This is a genomic window from Enterococcus sp. DIV0660C (assembly GCF_017316125.1).
Taxonomy (GTDB): Bacteria; Bacillota; Bacilli; order Lactobacillales; family Enterococcaceae; genus Enterococcus_B.
In genome coordinates this window covers 55753-72175 of sequence record NZ_JAFLWA010000020.1, presented here as the reverse complement: position 1 = coordinate 72175, position 16423 = coordinate 55753, and the positions used below count along the sequence as shown (strand labels likewise).

Here is a 16423-nt window from a genome sequence, read left to right as displayed (position 1 = left end):
TATGGCTATAAAGAAAGCAAATACAATTGTATGAATCTATTTTCTTTGATGAAAGAAGGATAAGTATGAAAAAAGTAATTATCAATGCAGATGATTTTGGTTATTCTGCAGCTGTCAACGCAGGCATTATCAAAGCGTATCAAGATGGAGCACTAACTTCGACTACTCTGATGGCGAACATGCCAGGAAGAGAGGAAGCAATCCGGCTTGCAAAAGCGAATCAGGGACTTGGCGTAGGTGGGCATCTAGTGTTGACTTGTGGCCAACCATTGACACTTGCAACCTCATTAACAAATGAAGAAGGACAATTTTATCATTTGGAAGATTATAAAAAAAATCGTTCGCTTATGAAAGAGGAAGAGATTTTCCATGAATGGTCAAGTCAAATCGAGTACTTGTTGGAAAACGGGTTGAAATTAACTCATTTAGATAGCCATCATCATGTGCACACATTCCCAGAAAATTTAGCGATTACGAAAAAAATTGCTGAGAAATATCAGCTATGCTTTCGAAATGCATTTGATTTGGAAAAACAAATCAAGTTACCTTATCAAAAAAATATCAGTGGATTTCTCGACTTGATGAATTATCCTGCGATTCGTGATCTGAAGCAACCGTTTGCTGAAAATATGACTGCTTGTTTAGTTGAAATCCAATCAGTATTGGAGCAGGTAGAGGATGATGCGGTAACTGAATTGATGGTTCACCCGGCATTTGTTGATGAGTCGTTATACTTTGGCTCAAGTTTTCATCTTCAACGAACCAAAGAAGTTGCTATTTTGTGTGCTGAACAATTAAAAAATCTATTGGATGAGCAAGAGATCACGCTTTGTAATTATCAAGAGGTCTCGACAGATCACTTGATTGTCAATTAGCACGTAATTTAGTTGCATAAAGCCAAATTAAAAAAGGAGAAATAGAATGAAAGAGAAAGTTATGAAATCGGCTAGTGTCTTTTCTAAGGCAATTATCCAACCAGTGATGTTCATGGCTGTTACAGGAATTATTTTGTCTGTCTGTGCGATCTTAAAACTTGAGATGATGCCAACTTTTACCAAAGATGTCGGGAATTTTGTATTTAATATTTTGTCTTCAGGTATGATTGGCCAGCTAAGTGCGATTTTTTGTGTGGGAATTGCTGCAGCTTTGGCAAAGCCAAAGTTCAAAACGGATGCCGCCATTTTAGGAATTATTACTTACTTGATTTTTTTATACGCAAACAATTCATGGTTAACAATAACCGATCGCTTAGCAATCGCAGGTGAGCAAGGTCTTTATGGGACTGGTCAAGGAATGGTTTTCGGGATTCAAGTTACGGACATGGGAGTCTTTTTAGGAATCTCATTAGGAGTTATGGTTGGTTGGATGGTTAATCGATTTGGTGAGGTTAAATTGCACCGGTATCTTTCGCCTTATTCTGGGACAAAATCTGCTTACTTATTGATTGTATTTGTTACGATTTTGTTTGCAATGGGAATCACTTATGTTTGGCCAATAATCAATTTTGGCGTTGAAAGCCTAGTTAAGGCAACGACAACTGCTGGCTCAGCCGGATTTTTCTTCTATGGTTTCTTAAATCGTTTATTGCTGCCACTTGGCTTGCATCATTTCTTATGGATGCCGATTTTTTATACACCATTAGGGGGCAGCGCTGAAATTGCGGGTCAAGTGTATGAAGGAGCTTACAATATTTGGTTGGCAGAATTGGGAAATGCTAGTCAAATCACGTCAATGCATCCCTCTATTGGTTATCTGTCTAATTTTGGTTCGATTTCGTTGCCTATCGGGATTGCTTTTGCTATTTGGAAAACAGCCAGAATCGAGAATCGTAAAAAAGTTGCGGCCATTTTGATTCCAATGGTTACAACGGCATTTTTGGCGGGTGTGACAGAACCATTAGAATTTTTATTTTTATTCTTGTCGCCTGTTTTGTGGTTAGCACATTCAGTTGTTTACGGACTAAGCTTATTCTTCACTAATTTAGTGGGCATCAATATTCAATTTGATACAGGTATCAACATGATTATCAACAGCTTTGCATTTCCAAGTCGTCTCGGGCATCAATATTTGATCCCTATTATGTTTTTTGCAACGGCAGTCTTGGAATATATCGTATTTAAGCAATTGATTATTCGTTTAGATATTCCGACTTTAGGACGCGAGAAAAGTGAAACTCAGCTTGCAGGACTTGATGAAACAGTTGTTACAACAGGTCTCGATAGTGAATTTGAGCCACAAACACAGATAATTGTTGCTGGTTTAGGTGGTGCGGAAAATATTGAAAGTATCGTTAACTGCTATACGCGTCTACGAGTGGATGTAAAAGATGAACAAAAAGTTGACATCGATTTACTGAAACAAAAAGTGAAGGCGTCAGGTATTGTAGATAAAGGAAAGCATATCCAGATCATTATTGGGATGGGTGTTGAAGAAGAACGTGAAAAAGTAGAAGCGTATGTGACGCATCTAAAAGAAATTAATAATTAAAATAAATGGAGGAGAACAACAGTGGGAAATAAATTTGTAATGATTGGTGGAGGTTCAACACAATCACCAGGAATTTTAGAGGTTTTACGAAAACGTGCGGAAGAATTGAATCTAAGCGAATTAGTTTTATATGATATTGATGAAGAAAGAGTTTCACTACTTGGTCAATATACGAAAATGTACTATCAGGAATTAGGTTCAAAAGTGATAGTTAGTTATACAACAAATATTGATGAAGCGTTAGTGAATGCTGATTTCTTATTTATGCAAATTAGACCAGGCTTGAATAAGCAACGTGCAATTGATGAAAAAATTTGTCTTAACAATGGTGTCGTTGGGCAAGAAACTTGTGGACTAGGTGGATTTTCATTTGCCATGCGTGTGATTCCAGCAGTGTTAGAAATTATTCGAAAGGTAAAAGAAATTTGTCCAAAAGCTTGGATTCTCAATTACACAAATCCAGAAGCTATTCTTTCTGAAGCGATCTATCGAGAATTTCCTGATGCAAATGTATTGTGTATTTGTGATATGCCGATTTCGATTGAAGGCGCGATAGCCAAGTATTTCAACAAAGATTTACGTGACTTAACATTTAAGTATTTTGGAATGAACCACTTTGGATGGTGGACGAATATCATTGATGAGAAAGGAACCGACCTTTTACCAATCTTAAGAGAAGACGTTCTTTCTGGTAAAATTGATACACTATTACAATCAAATGATGAAACGAAAGAAGATCAGTATTGGATTGATACCTATCGCCAGATGATTAGCTTATTCAAACGGTTCCCGGAATATTTCCCAAATTGTTACTTGCAGTATTATTTAACACCAGATGAAATGATTGCACATGATGATCCCTCATTTACTCGTGGCGATTATGTGATGCAAGGTCGTGAAAAACGAATTTATGAAGAATGTCGTCGCGTGATTGCTAATGGCAGCGCCAAAGATTCAAGCTTGCACGCAGGTGTTCATGGAAATTATATTGTGGATATTGCGTATGCTATTATCCATAACACGCGCGAACGCTTTACAGTCAATAAAAAAAACCAGGGATCAATCGCAAATTTTGATCCAGAAGCAGTGATCGAAGTTCCGGCATATGTTGGAAGCATGGGGGCAGAAACAATTACCATCGGACACATACCAACTTTCCAAAAAGGACTGATGGAGATGCAGAAAGCTTACGAAAAAATGACAGTCGATGCAGCTTTGTCAGGTTCTTATCAAACCGCATTAGAAGCAGTTATGTTAAACAAAACAATTCCTAACTATACGGTGGGTAAAAAAGTTTTAGATGAACTTCACAAAGCAAACAAAGAATTCTGGCCAGAGTTAAGTTAACTCAACAGTCGCCAACCAAAAAATAAAGAAAGCGGTTGACAAAACACTGTTTGGTCTATACAATTTAGTTGTTAACAATATTGATTTCATGTGACTAGATCATACTAGGCATGGAAAGATGACGTGGGAGAGGAATTTTCCAGGTGATTTTTCCATGCTTTTCTTTTGTCTAGAAATTTTTTAGGCCAAAAAATTTCTGGAAAGTGATTATTAGTTGAGAAATCAAAAACCTATTTCTGCAGAAAAGGAACTCATTATGAAAATTAAAAAAATCTTTAATCAGAATGCCGTGTTGGTAGACGATGACGGACAAGAAAAAGTTGCAATTGGAAAAGGAATCAGCTTTGATAAAAAAAGAAATGACCTTATTTTTATGAAGGATATCGAGCGCCTTTTTGTCATGGAACCAGAAGGACAACTTCGATTGCAAAACTTATTGAATCAAATCGATGAAAAATATTTATTTGCAGCTGAAGAAATCATTCAACATGCAGAAACGGTTTTGATGGAGCCGTTGAATGAACATATTTTGATTGCATTAACAGATCATATCGCATTTGCCGCCGAAAATATGAAAAATGGCATCGTAATTCGCAACAAATTGTTACGAGAAATCGAAGTTTTATATGACGAAGAATTCCAAATTGCGCAATGGGCAGTAGAACATTTGACGAAAACATTAGATGTGCCTTTCACCTATGATCAAGCAGGGTATATCGCCATTCATATCCATTCAAGTCGTAGAAATCAATTGAATAATCATCGAAGCATTCGAGAAGTGACGATTATTTCAGATGTGATTCGTTTGATCGAGGCAGAACTTGAGGTGGATTTGCACACACAAGAGATGTCTTTGAGCTACACGCGTTTAGCAAATCATTTGAGATTATTATTACAACGTTATAAGAACCAACAGTACGCTGTTTTGGATGAAGATATTTTAAAAATGGTCAAGAAAAAATATATAGCAAGTTATGAAATGACGAAAAAAATTCGTGTTTTATTACTTAAACAATATCAAATGTCTATTACGAGTGAGGAAATGGGTTATTTAGCAATCCACATCGAACGCTTACGTAGTGCCGTTTGTGATTAAAAATTAGGGAGAGAAAAAAATGAAAGCTTATATGCAAAGAATGGGTCGCTCATTGATGTTGCCGGTTGCAACATTACCTGTAGCAGCTTTGTTCATGGGGATTGGTTATTGGATTGACCCAAGTGGTTGGGGTGGAAATAACATTTTGGCGGCTTTTTTAATTAAAGCTGGTAGTACAATTTTAGATAATTTAGGATTATTATTTGCAGTCGGGTTAGCATTAGGAATGTCGAAAGATAAAGATGGTTCTTCTGCTTTAGCAGGATTAGTTGCTTTCTTGACACCGATGACTTTAGTAAGTAGTGCATCAGTTGCATTGTTCACAAAGGTTGATGTTGAGCAAGTAAACGTTGCGTTTGGCGCAATCAATAATAAAAATGTTTTTATTGGGATTTTAGCTGGGCTAGTTGCAGCAGCAATGTACAATCGTTTTAGTAAAGTAAAATTACCAATGGCATTATCTTTCTTTAGTGGAAAGCGCGCGGTTCCAATTGTAACTGCTGGTGTGATGACTTTGATTTCGGCATTATTGATTTTTATTTGGCCGCCAGTTTACAATACCCTTGTTTCATTTGGTGAATTGATTTCTGGAATGGGCGCAGTGGGTGCTGGATTATATGGCTTCTTTAACCGTTTGTTGATCCCAACAGGCTTGCATCATGCGTTGAACAATGTGTTCTGGTTCAACCTTGCAGGAATTGATGATATTGGTAAATTCTGGGCAAGTGAAGGAACAAAAGGTATTACTGGAATGTATCAAGCTGGATTCTTCCCCGTAATGATGTTTGGTTTACCAGCAGGGGCGTTAGCAATCTATCAATGTGCTCGTCCAGAGAAGAAAAAACAAACAGCATCATTGATGTTAGCAGCTGCATTTGCTTCATTCTTTACAGGTGTGACCGAACCATTAGAATTTTCATTTATGTTTGTTGCTTGGCCATTGTATGTCGTTCATGCCGCTTTAACAGGTATTTCAATGTTTGTAGCAGCACTTTTCCATTGGACAGCAGGATTCAATTTTAGTGCAGGTTTTATTGATTTCTTCTTGAGTTTACGTGTACCAATTGCGAATAAACCATATATGTTGATCCTACTCGGCTTGGTGATGGCTGTTGTTTACTATGTTACTTTTATGTTTGTTATCAAAAAGTTCAACTTGATGACACCAGGACGTGAAGAAGGTACAGGTGAAGAAACACCTGATTTAGCAACTGGTAACGATAAGTTTTCTGCTTTGGCAGATAATATTTACGCTGCTCTTGGTGGTGCAAGCAATGTAACATCAATCGATAATTGTACAACACGTCTTCGTTTACAAGTGAAAGATACAAAGCAAGTTGATCAATCAAAAATTAAAGCAACTGGTGTTCCAGGAGTGAAAGTAATTGATGATCAGAATATCCAAGTTATTGTTGGGACAGAAGTGCAATTTGTTGCTGATGAAATGAGTAAATTACATGGAAGTCCTGTCAATCAATCAGCAGGAACAGTAGTAGTTACGGAAGAGATCAGCAAACCTGAAGGGCCACAAACACAAGATGTATATGCTGTAGCTACTGGGAAAGTGATTCCAATCACTGAAGTCGGTGATGAAGTGTTTTCACAAAAAATGATGGGAGACGGCTTTGCGGTAATTCCTGAATCAGGTGAAATTTTTGCACCGGTTGCTGGGAAAGTTACAAGTGTCTTTCCTACTAAACATGCAATTGGTTTAGTAACTGACTCTGGGATTGAAGTATTAGTTCATATGGGAATCGATACCGTTCAATTAAATGGTGAACCATTCACTGTCTTTGTTAAAGAAGGTCAACAAGTCGGGCGAGGACAAATGCTTGCAAAAGTCGATCTAGCAAGTTTGAAGGCAAACGGTAAAGAAGCTGACATGATCGTTGTCTTCACAAATCCAGATAGCATCGATACGTTTTCAGTAACAACTGGTCAAGAGGGTGAAGTGAATGAAATTATTGGGACAGTCACGAGTAAGTAATAAGTTTTGGCACCAAACGACCAGCTCCGAGCAAAAAGAAATGATTTTCTAAAAAATGTTTCCATATTTTTATGAAAAGTGGGCATATTATCCAATAGTAGTAGCGTTAAACTATTTATTCTAACAATAAAAAATACAAAGAATATACTAAGAGGCAAAGGCAATCAATTTGATTGTCTTTGCCTCTTTCTAATGACTTTAGTCGGTTTCAATCGCTAAAGCGATTGAAACAAAAAAACCACGCGTCCTGCGCGTGGAATCAGTTGCTTCTTTCTAGTTAAGATAAGGTAATAAAGTTTGGAACAAAATGGCGCTGGAAGCAGCTCCCGGATCAATATGGCCAATCGAACGTTCACCAAGGTAAGAAGCGCGTCCTTTTTTGGCTTGTAAATCTTTTGTATGTTCTTTGGCAGCTGTGATTTCTTCTGCAGTTAGAAGTTGATTTTTTTTGAGTATTTCAGCTACAGGAGCCCAAACATCGACCATTGTTTTATCATCTACATTGGCTTTTCCACGTAGTTGGATCCCATTCAACCCTTCTTGTATAAGTTCACCTAACTGTTCTTCATTTGTAATGGCAGTAACTTCTTTTGTTGCTTTAGCAAAATTCATGAATGCCGTACCATATAATGGACCGGAAGCTCCACCTACTTTTGAAATCAAAGACATAGCTAAGATTTTAAACGTATCAGTAATGGTTTTTGGTTGTTGTGCAACAAATGCTTCTTGATAAGCTGTCATGCCACGAGCCATATTATTTCCGTGATCGCCATCACCAATTGGTGTATCTAATTCACTAAGCATGTGTTTGTTTTGTTCGATTTCTTGAGAAAAATCATTCAACCATGCTTGTACTTTTTCAACTGTCAAATCCATTGTTATTCTCCTTTTGTCAATCATTCTTTTAAGTTAGCCCCATGAGATGGTTGCAACTGGACTTGTTAAAGCTTCCACCCAAGCTGGTGTTGTCAAATCAATCAGTGTTAGAGAAAGACCTTGCATGTCAATAGAGGTCATATAGTTTCCAACTTTGTGGAAATCAACGTCAATCTCTTTATCCGCAAGTAAAGTTAATACATCATTGATAAAGACAAACTGTTCCATTAAAGGGGTGCCACCCATACCGTTGACTAAGACACCAACTTTTTTAGGTGTTTCTGGATAAGCCTGAACTAATTTTTCAACTAATTCTTGTGCTAATTTTTTTGAAGGTTGTAATTTTTCACGACGGTAGCCTGGTTCCCCATGGATACCAACGCCAAATTCGATTTCATCTTCCGCTAAAGTAAAACCAGGTTTTCCAACTTCAGGAACAGTTGCAGCCGACAAAGCAACACCAATCGTTTTGGTTGATTGGACAACTTTTTCGCCTAACTCTTTTAGTTCTGCTAGAGAAGCACCGTTTCGTGCGGCATCACCTAAGATTTTATGAACAAGGACGGTTCCGGCAACACCTCGTTTTCCAGCAGTATAAGTGCTGTCTTCTACAGCAATATCGTCGTCAACAACAACGATTTCTGTTGGAATGTCGTTCATTTCGGCTAAATCTTTTGCCATTTCAAAGTTCAAGATGTCACCAGTATAATTTTTAACGATTAATAAAACACCTTTTCCCTGATTGGTTGCTTCGATAGCATGTTCGATTTGATCTGGTGTAGGAGAAGTGAAGACATCACCTAGAACAGCTGCACTTAACATTCCATCACCGACAAAACCAGCGTGTGCAGGTTCATGCCCGCTTCCGCCACCAGAAACTAATCCGACTTGCACATTATCTGTTTGATTCTTAGCAATGACTCTGGAATCATCGACTCGATGAACAAGTGTCGAATAACTTTTTACCATTCCTTCAAGCATTTCTTCAATAATATTTTGTGGTTCATTAATGATTTTTTTCATTTTAGTTCCAACCTTTCTGTGCTGCTTGTTTTGCTTCATTGACAATATGGTCGGGATCATCAGAAACACTTGCTGTGATTCCAGCTGCGAATGCTCCTTCAACTAAAGGAGCGTCTACTAGAACATATTTTTCTTGTAGCTCTGGTTCTAATAAATCATAAGCAAGCTCAGCACTTAAGACCGCGCTACCAAGATCAGCGAAGACAAAAAAGATATCGCTATCAGTTGCTTCATTGACTGCATCTACAATTTTGGTTGGATCGCTACCTAATTCTCCATCAGAAGTTCCACCTAGAGAAAAGAGTACGACATTCTCACTTTTGCCCATTTGCTCAATCATTTCTTTGAGCCCATCTGTAATCATTTGACTATGAGAAACGAGTAAGATACTTTTTTTCATTCTAAAAAACTCCTTTTTAGTTACGCATTCTATCTTTGTAGGTTTGTCCAATTCGATCAGCGACGATTAGAGCATTTGCAACATCTTCGACAACAATTGGGAACGGCATTGAATGAATGGATTCTTCAGGAATACAAGCGATTTTTGCTACTTCAAGTGCTTCTTCATAAGTAATGTGATCCACACCTAAATCAGCTAGCGTCAATGGTAACCCAACAGAAGCCATAAAATCCATGACGGCATTCATTTCTTCTGTTTTTGCATCTTCCAGAACTAACTGAGTTAATGTTGCAAAAGCTACTTTTTCACCATGAAGGTAGCTATGTGCACCAGGTAAAACGGTCATTCCGTTATGAATGGCATGAGCTGCAGCTAAACCGCCACTTTCAAATCCTAAACCAGATAACAAAATATTTGTTTCGACAATTTTACTCAATGATTCAGTCACTAAATTTGCATCGCAAGCAATTTTTGCGTTCAAGCCGTCTTCTTGTAGGTGTTCCCAACATAATTTTGCCATTGCTAAGGCAGCATAAGTACCACTAGCAGGAGGAGTTAATCCTTCTCTTGAGCCCATTGGCAAACTTGCATTAACGCGGGAATAAGAATGATGTGTTGCACGTGCTTCAAAATAAGTGGACAGTGCATCACCCATACCAGCAACTAAGAAACGAGTAGGTGCTTTTGCGACCACTTTTGTATCCACTAAGACAACGCTTGGACTTTGTTTAAAATAAGCATAGTCGTCAAATGAACCGTCTTCATGGTATAAAACAGCCGAGTGAGAGGTTGGTGCATCTTGCGCTGCAATCGTTGGAACAATAATTAGTTTTTCACCCTCAGCGACCACTTTTGAAGCATCAATCGCTTTTCCGCCACCTAAACCAATAATGCAGTCAGTGTGTTGTTCTTTAGCTACTTCTTGCAATCGTTTTGTTTCTGCTCGAGTGACTTCACCACTGAAACCGCCTTCAATAAATGATACGCCAAATTTTTCTGCGGTAGCATCAAGTTGTGGTCGAATACGAGCCACATCAGCTGGATTTGCAATCAGTAATGCAGAAGAGCCAAAAGTCGATACGAAGTAACCTAAGTTCAGTAATTCATCTTCACCTTGTACATATTTAGTTGGTAAAATTAGTGCTTTTCTCATCAGTAGTTCCTCCTTGTTATCGTTTACTATTATAGCATAAAGCGTTATCATCAAAGAATCATTGAGTTTTGACGTCGTTTTCTTTTGAGAATGTGTTGAATTATTTTACGAAATAGGAGTATTTTGTCATTTTAGCAAAATACTCCTATACTACTAACTAGAGGTGAAGAAATGGGCACAACTTTATTTGATATCGAACAAGTTTTAGATCTAGATAAATGGGAAAAAGTTCAAGAAAGTCTAGCTCTTGCTACTCATTTGGCTATTATTTTAGTTGATTATCGAGGTAGACCAATTACGAAACATAGCCAAGTCCAACCCTTTTGTCAGTTTGTACGCAATCATCCTGAATTGGCTGTGTATTGTGAAAAATGTGATTCAAGAGGAGGCCTGGAAGCCGTTCGAACAGGAGAGCCGTTTATTTACCGTTGTCATTTTAATATTGTTGATATGGCAATTCCAATCATGGTTGATAATCAATATGTTGGTGCAATCATGGCCGGAGAAGTTCTGCTTGTAGATGGGCAAGAAAAGCTAGAACAAGTATTGCAAGTAGAAAATCAAAAAAGACTAGAAGCATTTAAAGACGAGCACCACGAATTATTTGAACAATACCCGAAATTTGCGCTGGATGATTTACAAAAAAACGCGACAATGTTAGAAAGTTTAAGTGAATACATCGTAACAGAAGCAATCAAAAAAGATTATTTGATTAAAGCGTATAAGCAGACACTCCGTATTTCCAAAAAAGCAGAAGTACCAGATCAATCAGTTGATTTAAAAACAGTGCAAGCAGATATTCGTCACTCTTTATTGGAAAACCAACTAGCGGCAGAAAAAGATAGTTATCTAGCCAAAAATAAAATGCTCCAACCGGCAATTGATTTGATTTTTGCCAATAAAGGAAGTCATGTCGATTTAAATATGTTAGCCACTGTGACGAATTTGAGTCCAAGCTATTTAAGTCGGCAATTGAAAGAAGAATTTGGAGAACCTTTCAGTCAGATGTATGCTAAATTAAAAATTTATTGGGCGGAACAATTATTGAAGACCACAGATTTAACAATCAGTGAGATTAGTGATCAATTAGGTTATGTTGAAGCTAGTTACTTTGTTCGTTCATTCAAAAAAATCAAGGGAATTACACCATTGAATTACCGGAAGCGACACAAACGTTCTCCGATGACTTGAAGCAAGTTGCCAATCAAGTGCAAGAAAAAAGCAGTTGACATTCTTTTTTCGTTAATTGAATATGTTTCTTCGGGGCAGGGTGTAATTCCCGACCGACGGTGACAAGGCTAACTTAAAGTCCGTGACTCGCAATAGTTGTGGTTGATCTAGTGAAAATCTAGAACCGACAGTTAAAGTCTGGATGGGAGAAGAAAAACTTATCGAAACAAACGACGGGAAAAGTGTCTCTATTTTTGTCGTGCTTCTTTGAGTTTATTTTGACTATTGGTCTCGTGTAATTACACGAGACTTTTTTGTTTGGAAAGGAGGATTTCAATTGGATGAACGATTGATGAAACAAACGATTCTAGCAGCAGAAAAAGGACGTGGAAAAACATTTACGAACCCTTTAGTCGGTGCAGTCATTGCGAAAGACGATCAAGTCCTAGCGGTCGGCGCACATTTAGCATATGGCAATGCACATGCAGAAAAAGCAGCAATTGATTATTTAAAGGAAACTTTTATGGACATACGAAAAAATTGGGATTGTCATTGTACGGGTTAACGAATGTATTACATCAAAACTATTAAGTGGAGCAGTCGATAGCTTAGTCCGTCACGGTGTGAACGAAGAGGATATTGATGTTTATTGGATTCCTGGAGCATTTGAGATCCCGTTTATGACCAAGAAAATCTTGGCAATGAAACAATATGATGACGTACTGACTCTTGGTGCAGTGATTCGTGGAGCAACGACGCATTATGAATTGGTTAGTAACGAAGTGGCAAAAGCAAAAGGTGTGGCTCAAGTTGGTTTAGACTCGGAAACGCTAGTCATGTTTGGCGTGCTAACAACAGAAACGATTGAACAAGCAATTGAACGCTCAGAGACGAAAGCTGGAAACAATGGTGCGAGTGTGGCTCAAGGATTGCTTGAAATGATTTCTTTCACACAACAACTCACTAATAACTGAGTACAGTAGTACTTTGCCCATTTGCTTCCTTAAAAAATTAGAAAAACTAGAAGTTGCATTTTCTACCATTACACAATCGGGTAGAAGGTTCATTTTTTTTTAAGTTCTGTGATTCTTGCTAATAAATGGCTGATTTTAATAACGATTGTAATAAAAAATAAAAAACGGTTACATTTGTTGTTGACTTTTGTTGTAGATACCGTTATGATGTTCACATAAAAGGCGTGTTACTGGTCCGACCAGGCATCAACCAGCATGTAATAGACTGTGGAAGCAGTTTATTAATGTTGGCTTTTTTATTGTCTTAGATTGGGGGTGGCGAGTTGGAGATCATCAAGAGTATCAATAACAATTTTGCATTAGCGATGAAAGATGGCAAAGAAGTCATTGTTGCAGAAGTAGGAATTGGCTTTGGAAAATTTCCCAAAACGATTGCAGAAGATGAAGTCGAAAAAGTGTATCAACTAAATGACTCAAATCTAAAGGGAATCAATTTGGCTCAATTTCCGTTAGAAGTCATGAATTACGCTCATCAAATTGTCAAAAAAGCTGAGCAAGAACTCCAGTTACCAACGACAGATCTTTTGTTTTTAAATGTTGCAGATCACACCAACTATATGTTGCAGCGTTTGGATCAAGGAATTTCTTTGAGCGCACCGTTTCGAATTGAGATCGAAAAATTTTTCCCAAAAGAATTTGAATTGGGTAATTGGGCGGTGAACTACTTGGCTGAAGAAACAGGTAAAGAAATACCGAGACAAGAAGCACACGCCTATGCCTTACATTTTATCAATAGTCAAGCAAGTCTTGGTGAACGTGAAAAAGTGGATCCTTACATTAAAATTATCAGTGATGTGAACAATATTATTACGTATCATTTCCATAAAGAGTTCCCAGAAGATTCGTTTTATTATTTGCGTTTTGTGACACATCTTAAATATTTTATTGCTCGAAAGCTTAATCATGAGACAACTGAGTATCGAAAAAATGAATTGTATCAAACACTGCGAGCACAATATGTACAAGAAGCGCAGTGTGTCAAGAAAATCGAGCATTACTTACAAGAGTCTTACGGTTGGACGTTGGACGAAGAAGATTTGCTTTATCTGCTGATCCACATTAAAAAAATAAGTGAAATTTGAGTGTAACTGGTTCGACCAGGCATAACCAAAAAAACGACTCTCTTTTGATTGAAGAGGGCTAGTTTTTTTGGTTTTTTGTTTTTCACGAACAATTTTCAAGGAGGAAAAAGAAATGGACGATCGACAAAGAGCACAAGCAATTTTAGAAGCAGTGGGAGGAAAAGAAAATGTTTCGTCATTAACACACTGCGCAACACGCCTGCGTTTTTATTTAAATAATGGACAAAAAGTTGAGAAAGAAGAAATCAAAGAAGTACCCGGCGTGATTCAATACGTGGAATCTGGTGGGCAACATCAAGTAGTGATTGGTAGTGACGTGGTGGATGTCTTTGATGAATTAGTTAAACTATTACCAGAAGATGCAGAAGAACAAGGAGATGAACCAAAAGAGAAACAAAAATGGTACGATGAATTATTTGCGACAATTTCAGCTATTTTTACTCCTTATATCGGAGTGCTGGCAGCAGCGGGGATTTTAAAAGGGTTTTTGATTCCACTTTCTATGTACAACATTTTACCGGTAGATAGTGGATTATATCAATTATTGAGTATCTTAGCCTCTGGTATCTTTACATTGTTACCCTTGTTTATTGCAGTAACAGCAGCGAATCGATTTAAGACAAATCAATTTATTGCGTTGGCAATAGCAGCGGCAATGATCTATCCATTGACTGATGCTAGTATTTTAGATAGTGCCTCTTTGTTAGGATTAACGATTAGTTTTAAAACTTATGGTGGTGCTGTAGTGCCAACAATCCTAGCGATTTGGGCGCAAAGTTACATTGAACGTGGCGTTAAAAAAGTGTTGCCTAAAGTTACTCATACCGTATTTGTTCCTTTTTTTACAATTATCATCACTGGGATTGCGGTGTTTGCTTTGATTGGCCCGCTAGGAAATGGGATCGCAAATCTGATTGGGACAGCATACTTCAGCATGTATGCGTTTAGTCCGATTTTAGCTGGTGCTTTATTAGGTGGTTTATTCCAATTATTAGTAATGGTTGGTTTACATTGGGGAATCTTACCGATTGCTTTAATCAATATTCAAAACACTGGTGCAGATACGATTTTACCGATTGGATCAAATGGTGTATTTGGTCAATTTGGTGCTGTAGTGGGTGCTTGGTTGTTTTTGAGAAAAGGAAAAGATAAAGAAATTGCTGCATCTGCCTCATTATCAGGATTTTTTGGAATCACAGAGCCTGCTATCTATGGGATTAACTTGAAGTATAAAATGCCCTTCATCATTGGTTCGATTTCTGCAGCACTTGGTGGAGCAATCAGTGGATTTTTTGAAACTAAAGCCTATTCATTTACACCAGTAGCTAATATTTTTACATTCTCAATGTTTGTAGGACCAGGAAATAATTTTAGTGCACAACTGTTAGCGAATGGCGTGTCGTTTTTCGTAGCGCTAATTGCCACTGCTTGGTGGATGCGTAAGCAAATGAAAACAACTAATGAAGAAAAGAAAAACATTCCCGCAGAACCAGTTGTCTCTACTGGCTTAGGTGAAGCGGACTTAGTAGTAGCTCCTTTAAATGGAGAGTATTTACCAATTTCAGAAATCAATGATCCGGTATTTTCTTCAAAAAGCATGGGAGAAGGATTTGCAATCAAACCAAGTGATGGCACTGTATATGCACCTGTTAACGGCATCGTGGAACTAATTGCTCAAACAAAACATGCGATAGGATTTACTGCTGATGATGGCAAGCAATTGTTGATCCATATTGGTTTGAATACAGTAGAATTAAATGGGAAAGGTTTTTCTTGGCAAGTCAAACAAGGTGATCGAGTAACTGCAGGACAAGTCATTGGACAAGTCGATTTCAGTCAACTGACTGACTACGATACGACAACAGCAGTCGTTTTGACAAATATGCTTGATTATCCAGAAGTCAAGATTTCATTAACCGATAAAAATCATCTGATTCAAACGAAGTAAGTGAAAAAGGAAGGCTGAATGATGAGAAAATTTATTTTAAATGCAGATGACTTAGGGATGTCAGAAGCTATTAATTTTGGCATTGCAAAAAGTGTGCGAGAAGGAATCGTGAAAAGTACCTCGTTAATGGTGAATATGCCTGAAGCAAAAGCCGGAGCATTATTGATTCAAGCAACTGATCCAACAGTGGAAATCAATCTGCATATCAATTTTACTTTAGGGAAACCAGTGACGGATGCGAAAAAAATTCCTAGTTTAGTGGATGCAAACGGCATATTCCTCTCTTCTAGTCATTACAAAAATGGTGGGACATTGACATTTGACTACCATGAAATCAAACAAGAAATGGAAGCACAAATTTTATGTTTTAAAGAATTACTTGGTGAATTTCCAGTACACATGGAAACACATTCCGTTGGGGACCAAGCAGTTGGTCAAGCTTTATTTGAATTAGCTGAAAAGTATGGCATCCATGCTAATTTATTTTATGGCTACCAACCACCAAAAGAATTACCTTATCGAGTGGCAGAAATTCCTGATTTCGGAAAGTTAATGTCAGTCCTCAATCGTGGAACGAAGCTGAGTGACTTTACAGACGATGCGTTTGGTTACGAAATGTTGCCAGAAGAAACAGTCATTGAGTTACATCTTCACCCTGGTTTCCTAGATCAATACGTGTTAGACCACAGCACATTAACCTTGCCGCGTTGTCAAGACTTAGAAACTTTGACTTCTTCTGCGTTAAAAAAATGGTTTGAAACAAAAGGCTATCAAGTTGTTGATTTCGCCAGTTTAAAATAATAAAAGAAGAAGCGGAACA

At 37.7% G+C, this 16423-nt stretch carries 14 protein-coding genes, 1 pseudogene and 1 riboswitch; of the genes and pseudogenes, 11 read left to right on the top strand and 4 right to left on the bottom strand.

Translation table 11 applies throughout. The features are described 5' to 3' along the window. Positions 1–65: 65 nt before the first annotated feature. The 5 genes from DOK81_RS06325 (at position 66) to nagE (ending at position 6917) form a co-directional block, all read left to right on the top strand. On the top strand, positions 66–875 hold the full coding sequence (locus tag DOK81_RS06325; RefSeq protein WP_206909407.1) for a carbohydrate deacetylase: 810 nt from the start codon (positions 66–68) through the stop codon (positions 873–875). A gap of 46 nt (positions 876–921) precedes the next feature. After that, entirely contained in the window at positions 922–2487 is a 1566-nt protein-coding gene (locus DOK81_RS06320; RefSeq protein ID WP_206909402.1) for a PTS transporter subunit EIIC, read from the top strand. A gap of 21 nt (positions 2488–2508) precedes the next feature. Further along, positions 2509–3834, top strand: a complete 1326-nt coding sequence (locus DOK81_RS06315) for a 6-phospho-alpha-glucosidase (RefSeq protein ID WP_206909400.1) — start codon at positions 2509–2511, stop codon at positions 3832–3834. 256 nt (positions 3835–4090) lie between these two features. Beyond that, a complete protein-coding gene (locus tag DOK81_RS06310; RefSeq protein ID WP_206909397.1) occupies positions 4091–4930 on the top strand; it encodes a PRD domain-containing protein in 840 nt (279 codons plus the stop codon). Positions 4931–4949: 19 nt separating this feature from the next. After that, positions 4950–6917, top strand: a complete 1968-nt coding sequence (nagE, locus tag DOK81_RS06305; RefSeq protein ID WP_206909395.1) for an N-acetylglucosamine-specific PTS transporter subunit IIBC — start codon at positions 4950–4952, stop codon at positions 6915–6917. A gap of 273 nt (positions 6918–7190) precedes the next feature. Here nagE and dhaL read toward each other — a convergent pair whose 3' ends face one another. From dhaL to DOK81_RS06285, 4 genes are read right to left on the bottom strand one after another with little or no spacing between them, the layout of a single operon-like run. After that, entirely contained in the window at positions 7191–7793 is a 603-nt protein-coding gene (gene dhaL, locus DOK81_RS06300) for a dihydroxyacetone kinase subunit DhaL (protein ID WP_206909394.1), read from the bottom strand. Between the two features lie 33 nt (positions 7794–7826). Further along, positions 7827–8816: a dihydroxyacetone kinase subunit DhaK gene (gene dhaK / locus DOK81_RS06295; RefSeq protein ID WP_206909393.1), complete on the bottom strand. Its 990-nt coding sequence runs from the start codon at positions 8814–8816 to the stop codon at positions 7827–7829. Position 8817: 1 nt separating this feature from the next. Continuing rightward, positions 8818–9216, bottom strand: a complete 399-nt coding sequence (dhaM, locus tag DOK81_RS06290) for a dihydroxyacetone kinase phosphoryl donor subunit DhaM (RefSeq protein WP_206909392.1) — start codon at positions 9214–9216, stop codon at positions 8818–8820. A 16-nt stretch (positions 9217–9232) separates the two neighbouring features. Continuing rightward, on the bottom strand, positions 9233–10369 hold the full coding sequence (locus tag DOK81_RS06285) for a glycerol dehydrogenase (protein WP_206909390.1): 1137 nt from the start codon (positions 10367–10369) through the stop codon (positions 9233–9235). A gap of 171 nt (positions 10370–10540) precedes the next feature. Between DOK81_RS06285 and DOK81_RS06280 the strand changes: the two genes are divergently transcribed. The 6 genes and pseudogenes from DOK81_RS06280 (at position 10541) to DOK81_RS06255 (ending at position 16404) form a co-directional block, all read left to right on the top strand. Then, the gene (locus DOK81_RS06280; RefSeq protein WP_206909389.1) at positions 10541–11560 is read left to right on the top strand and encodes a PocR ligand-binding domain-containing protein; all 1020 of its coding nucleotides are present in this window, start codon (positions 10541–10543) and stop codon (positions 11558–11560) included. Positions 11561–11621: 61 nt separating this feature from the next. Beyond that, a riboswitch (FMN riboswitch) is annotated at positions 11622–11757 on the top strand. A gap of 119 nt (positions 11758–11876) precedes the next feature. Beyond that, positions 11877–12044, top strand: a pseudogene (locus DOK81_RS06275) (riboflavin biosynthesis protein RibD); the annotation flags it as partial. Positions 12045–12078: 34 nt separating this feature from the next. Beyond that, positions 12079–12513, top strand: coding sequence for a 6,7-dimethyl-8-ribityllumazine synthase (ribH, locus tag DOK81_RS06270; RefSeq protein WP_206909458.1), 435 nt, complete (start codon positions 12079–12081; stop codon positions 12511–12513). Positions 12514–12836: 323 nt separating this feature from the next. After that, on the top strand, positions 12837–13655 hold the full coding sequence (locus tag DOK81_RS06265) for a PRD domain-containing protein (RefSeq protein WP_206909387.1): 819 nt from the start codon (positions 12837–12839) through the stop codon (positions 13653–13655). A gap of 112 nt (positions 13656–13767) precedes the next feature. After that, positions 13768–15603 carry a glucose PTS transporter subunit IIA gene (locus tag DOK81_RS06260; RefSeq protein ID WP_206909383.1) on the top strand — a complete coding sequence of 612 codons (1836 nt, stop codon included), beginning with the start codon at positions 13768–13770 and terminating at the stop codon, positions 15601–15603. Positions 15604–15624: 21 nt separating this feature from the next. Further along, positions 15625–16404 carry a ChbG/HpnK family deacetylase gene (locus tag DOK81_RS06255; RefSeq protein ID WP_206909382.1) on the top strand — a complete coding sequence of 260 codons (780 nt, stop codon included), beginning with the start codon at positions 15625–15627 and terminating at the stop codon, positions 16402–16404. The last annotated feature ends 19 nt before the right edge of the window (positions 16405–16423 follow it).

Excerpts from the sequence above, each read along its gene's own strand:
- DOK81_RS06325 (WP_206909407.1), top strand. The coding sequence starts at position 66 with ATGAAAAAAGTAATTATCAATGCAGATGATTTTGGTTATTCTGCAGCT.
- DOK81_RS06320 (WP_206909402.1), top strand. The coding sequence starts at position 922 with ATGAAAGAGAAAGTTATGAAATCGGCTAGTGTCTTTTCTAAGGCAATT.
- DOK81_RS06310 (WP_206909397.1), top strand. The coding sequence starts at position 4,091 with ATGAAAATTAAAAAAATCTTTAATCAGAATGCCGTGTTGGTAGACGAT.
- nagE (WP_206909395.1), top strand. The coding sequence starts at position 4,950 with ATGAAAGCTTATATGCAAAGAATGGGTCGCTCATTGATGTTGCCGGTT.
- dhaL (WP_206909394.1), bottom strand. The coding sequence starts at position 7,793 with ATGGATTTGACAGTTGAAAAAGTACAAGCATGGTTGAATGATTTTTCT.
- dhaK (WP_206909393.1), bottom strand. The coding sequence starts at position 8,816 with ATGAAAAAAATCATTAATGAACCACAAAATATTATTGAAGAAATGCTT.
- dhaM (WP_206909392.1), bottom strand. The coding sequence starts at position 9,216 with ATGAAAAAAAGTATCTTACTCGTTTCTCATAGTCAAATGATTACAGAT.
- DOK81_RS06285 (WP_206909390.1), bottom strand. The coding sequence starts at position 10,369 with ATGAGAAAAGCACTAATTTTACCAACTAAATATGTACAAGGTGAAGAT.
- DOK81_RS06280 (WP_206909389.1), top strand. The coding sequence starts at position 10,541 with ATGGGCACAACTTTATTTGATATCGAACAAGTTTTAGATCTAGATAAA.
- DOK81_RS06260 (WP_206909383.1), top strand. The coding sequence starts at position 13,768 with ATGGACGATCGACAAAGAGCACAAGCAATTTTAGAAGCAGTGGGAGGA.
- DOK81_RS06255 (WP_206909382.1), top strand. The coding sequence starts at position 15,625 with ATGAGAAAATTTATTTTAAATGCAGATGACTTAGGGATGTCAGAAGCT.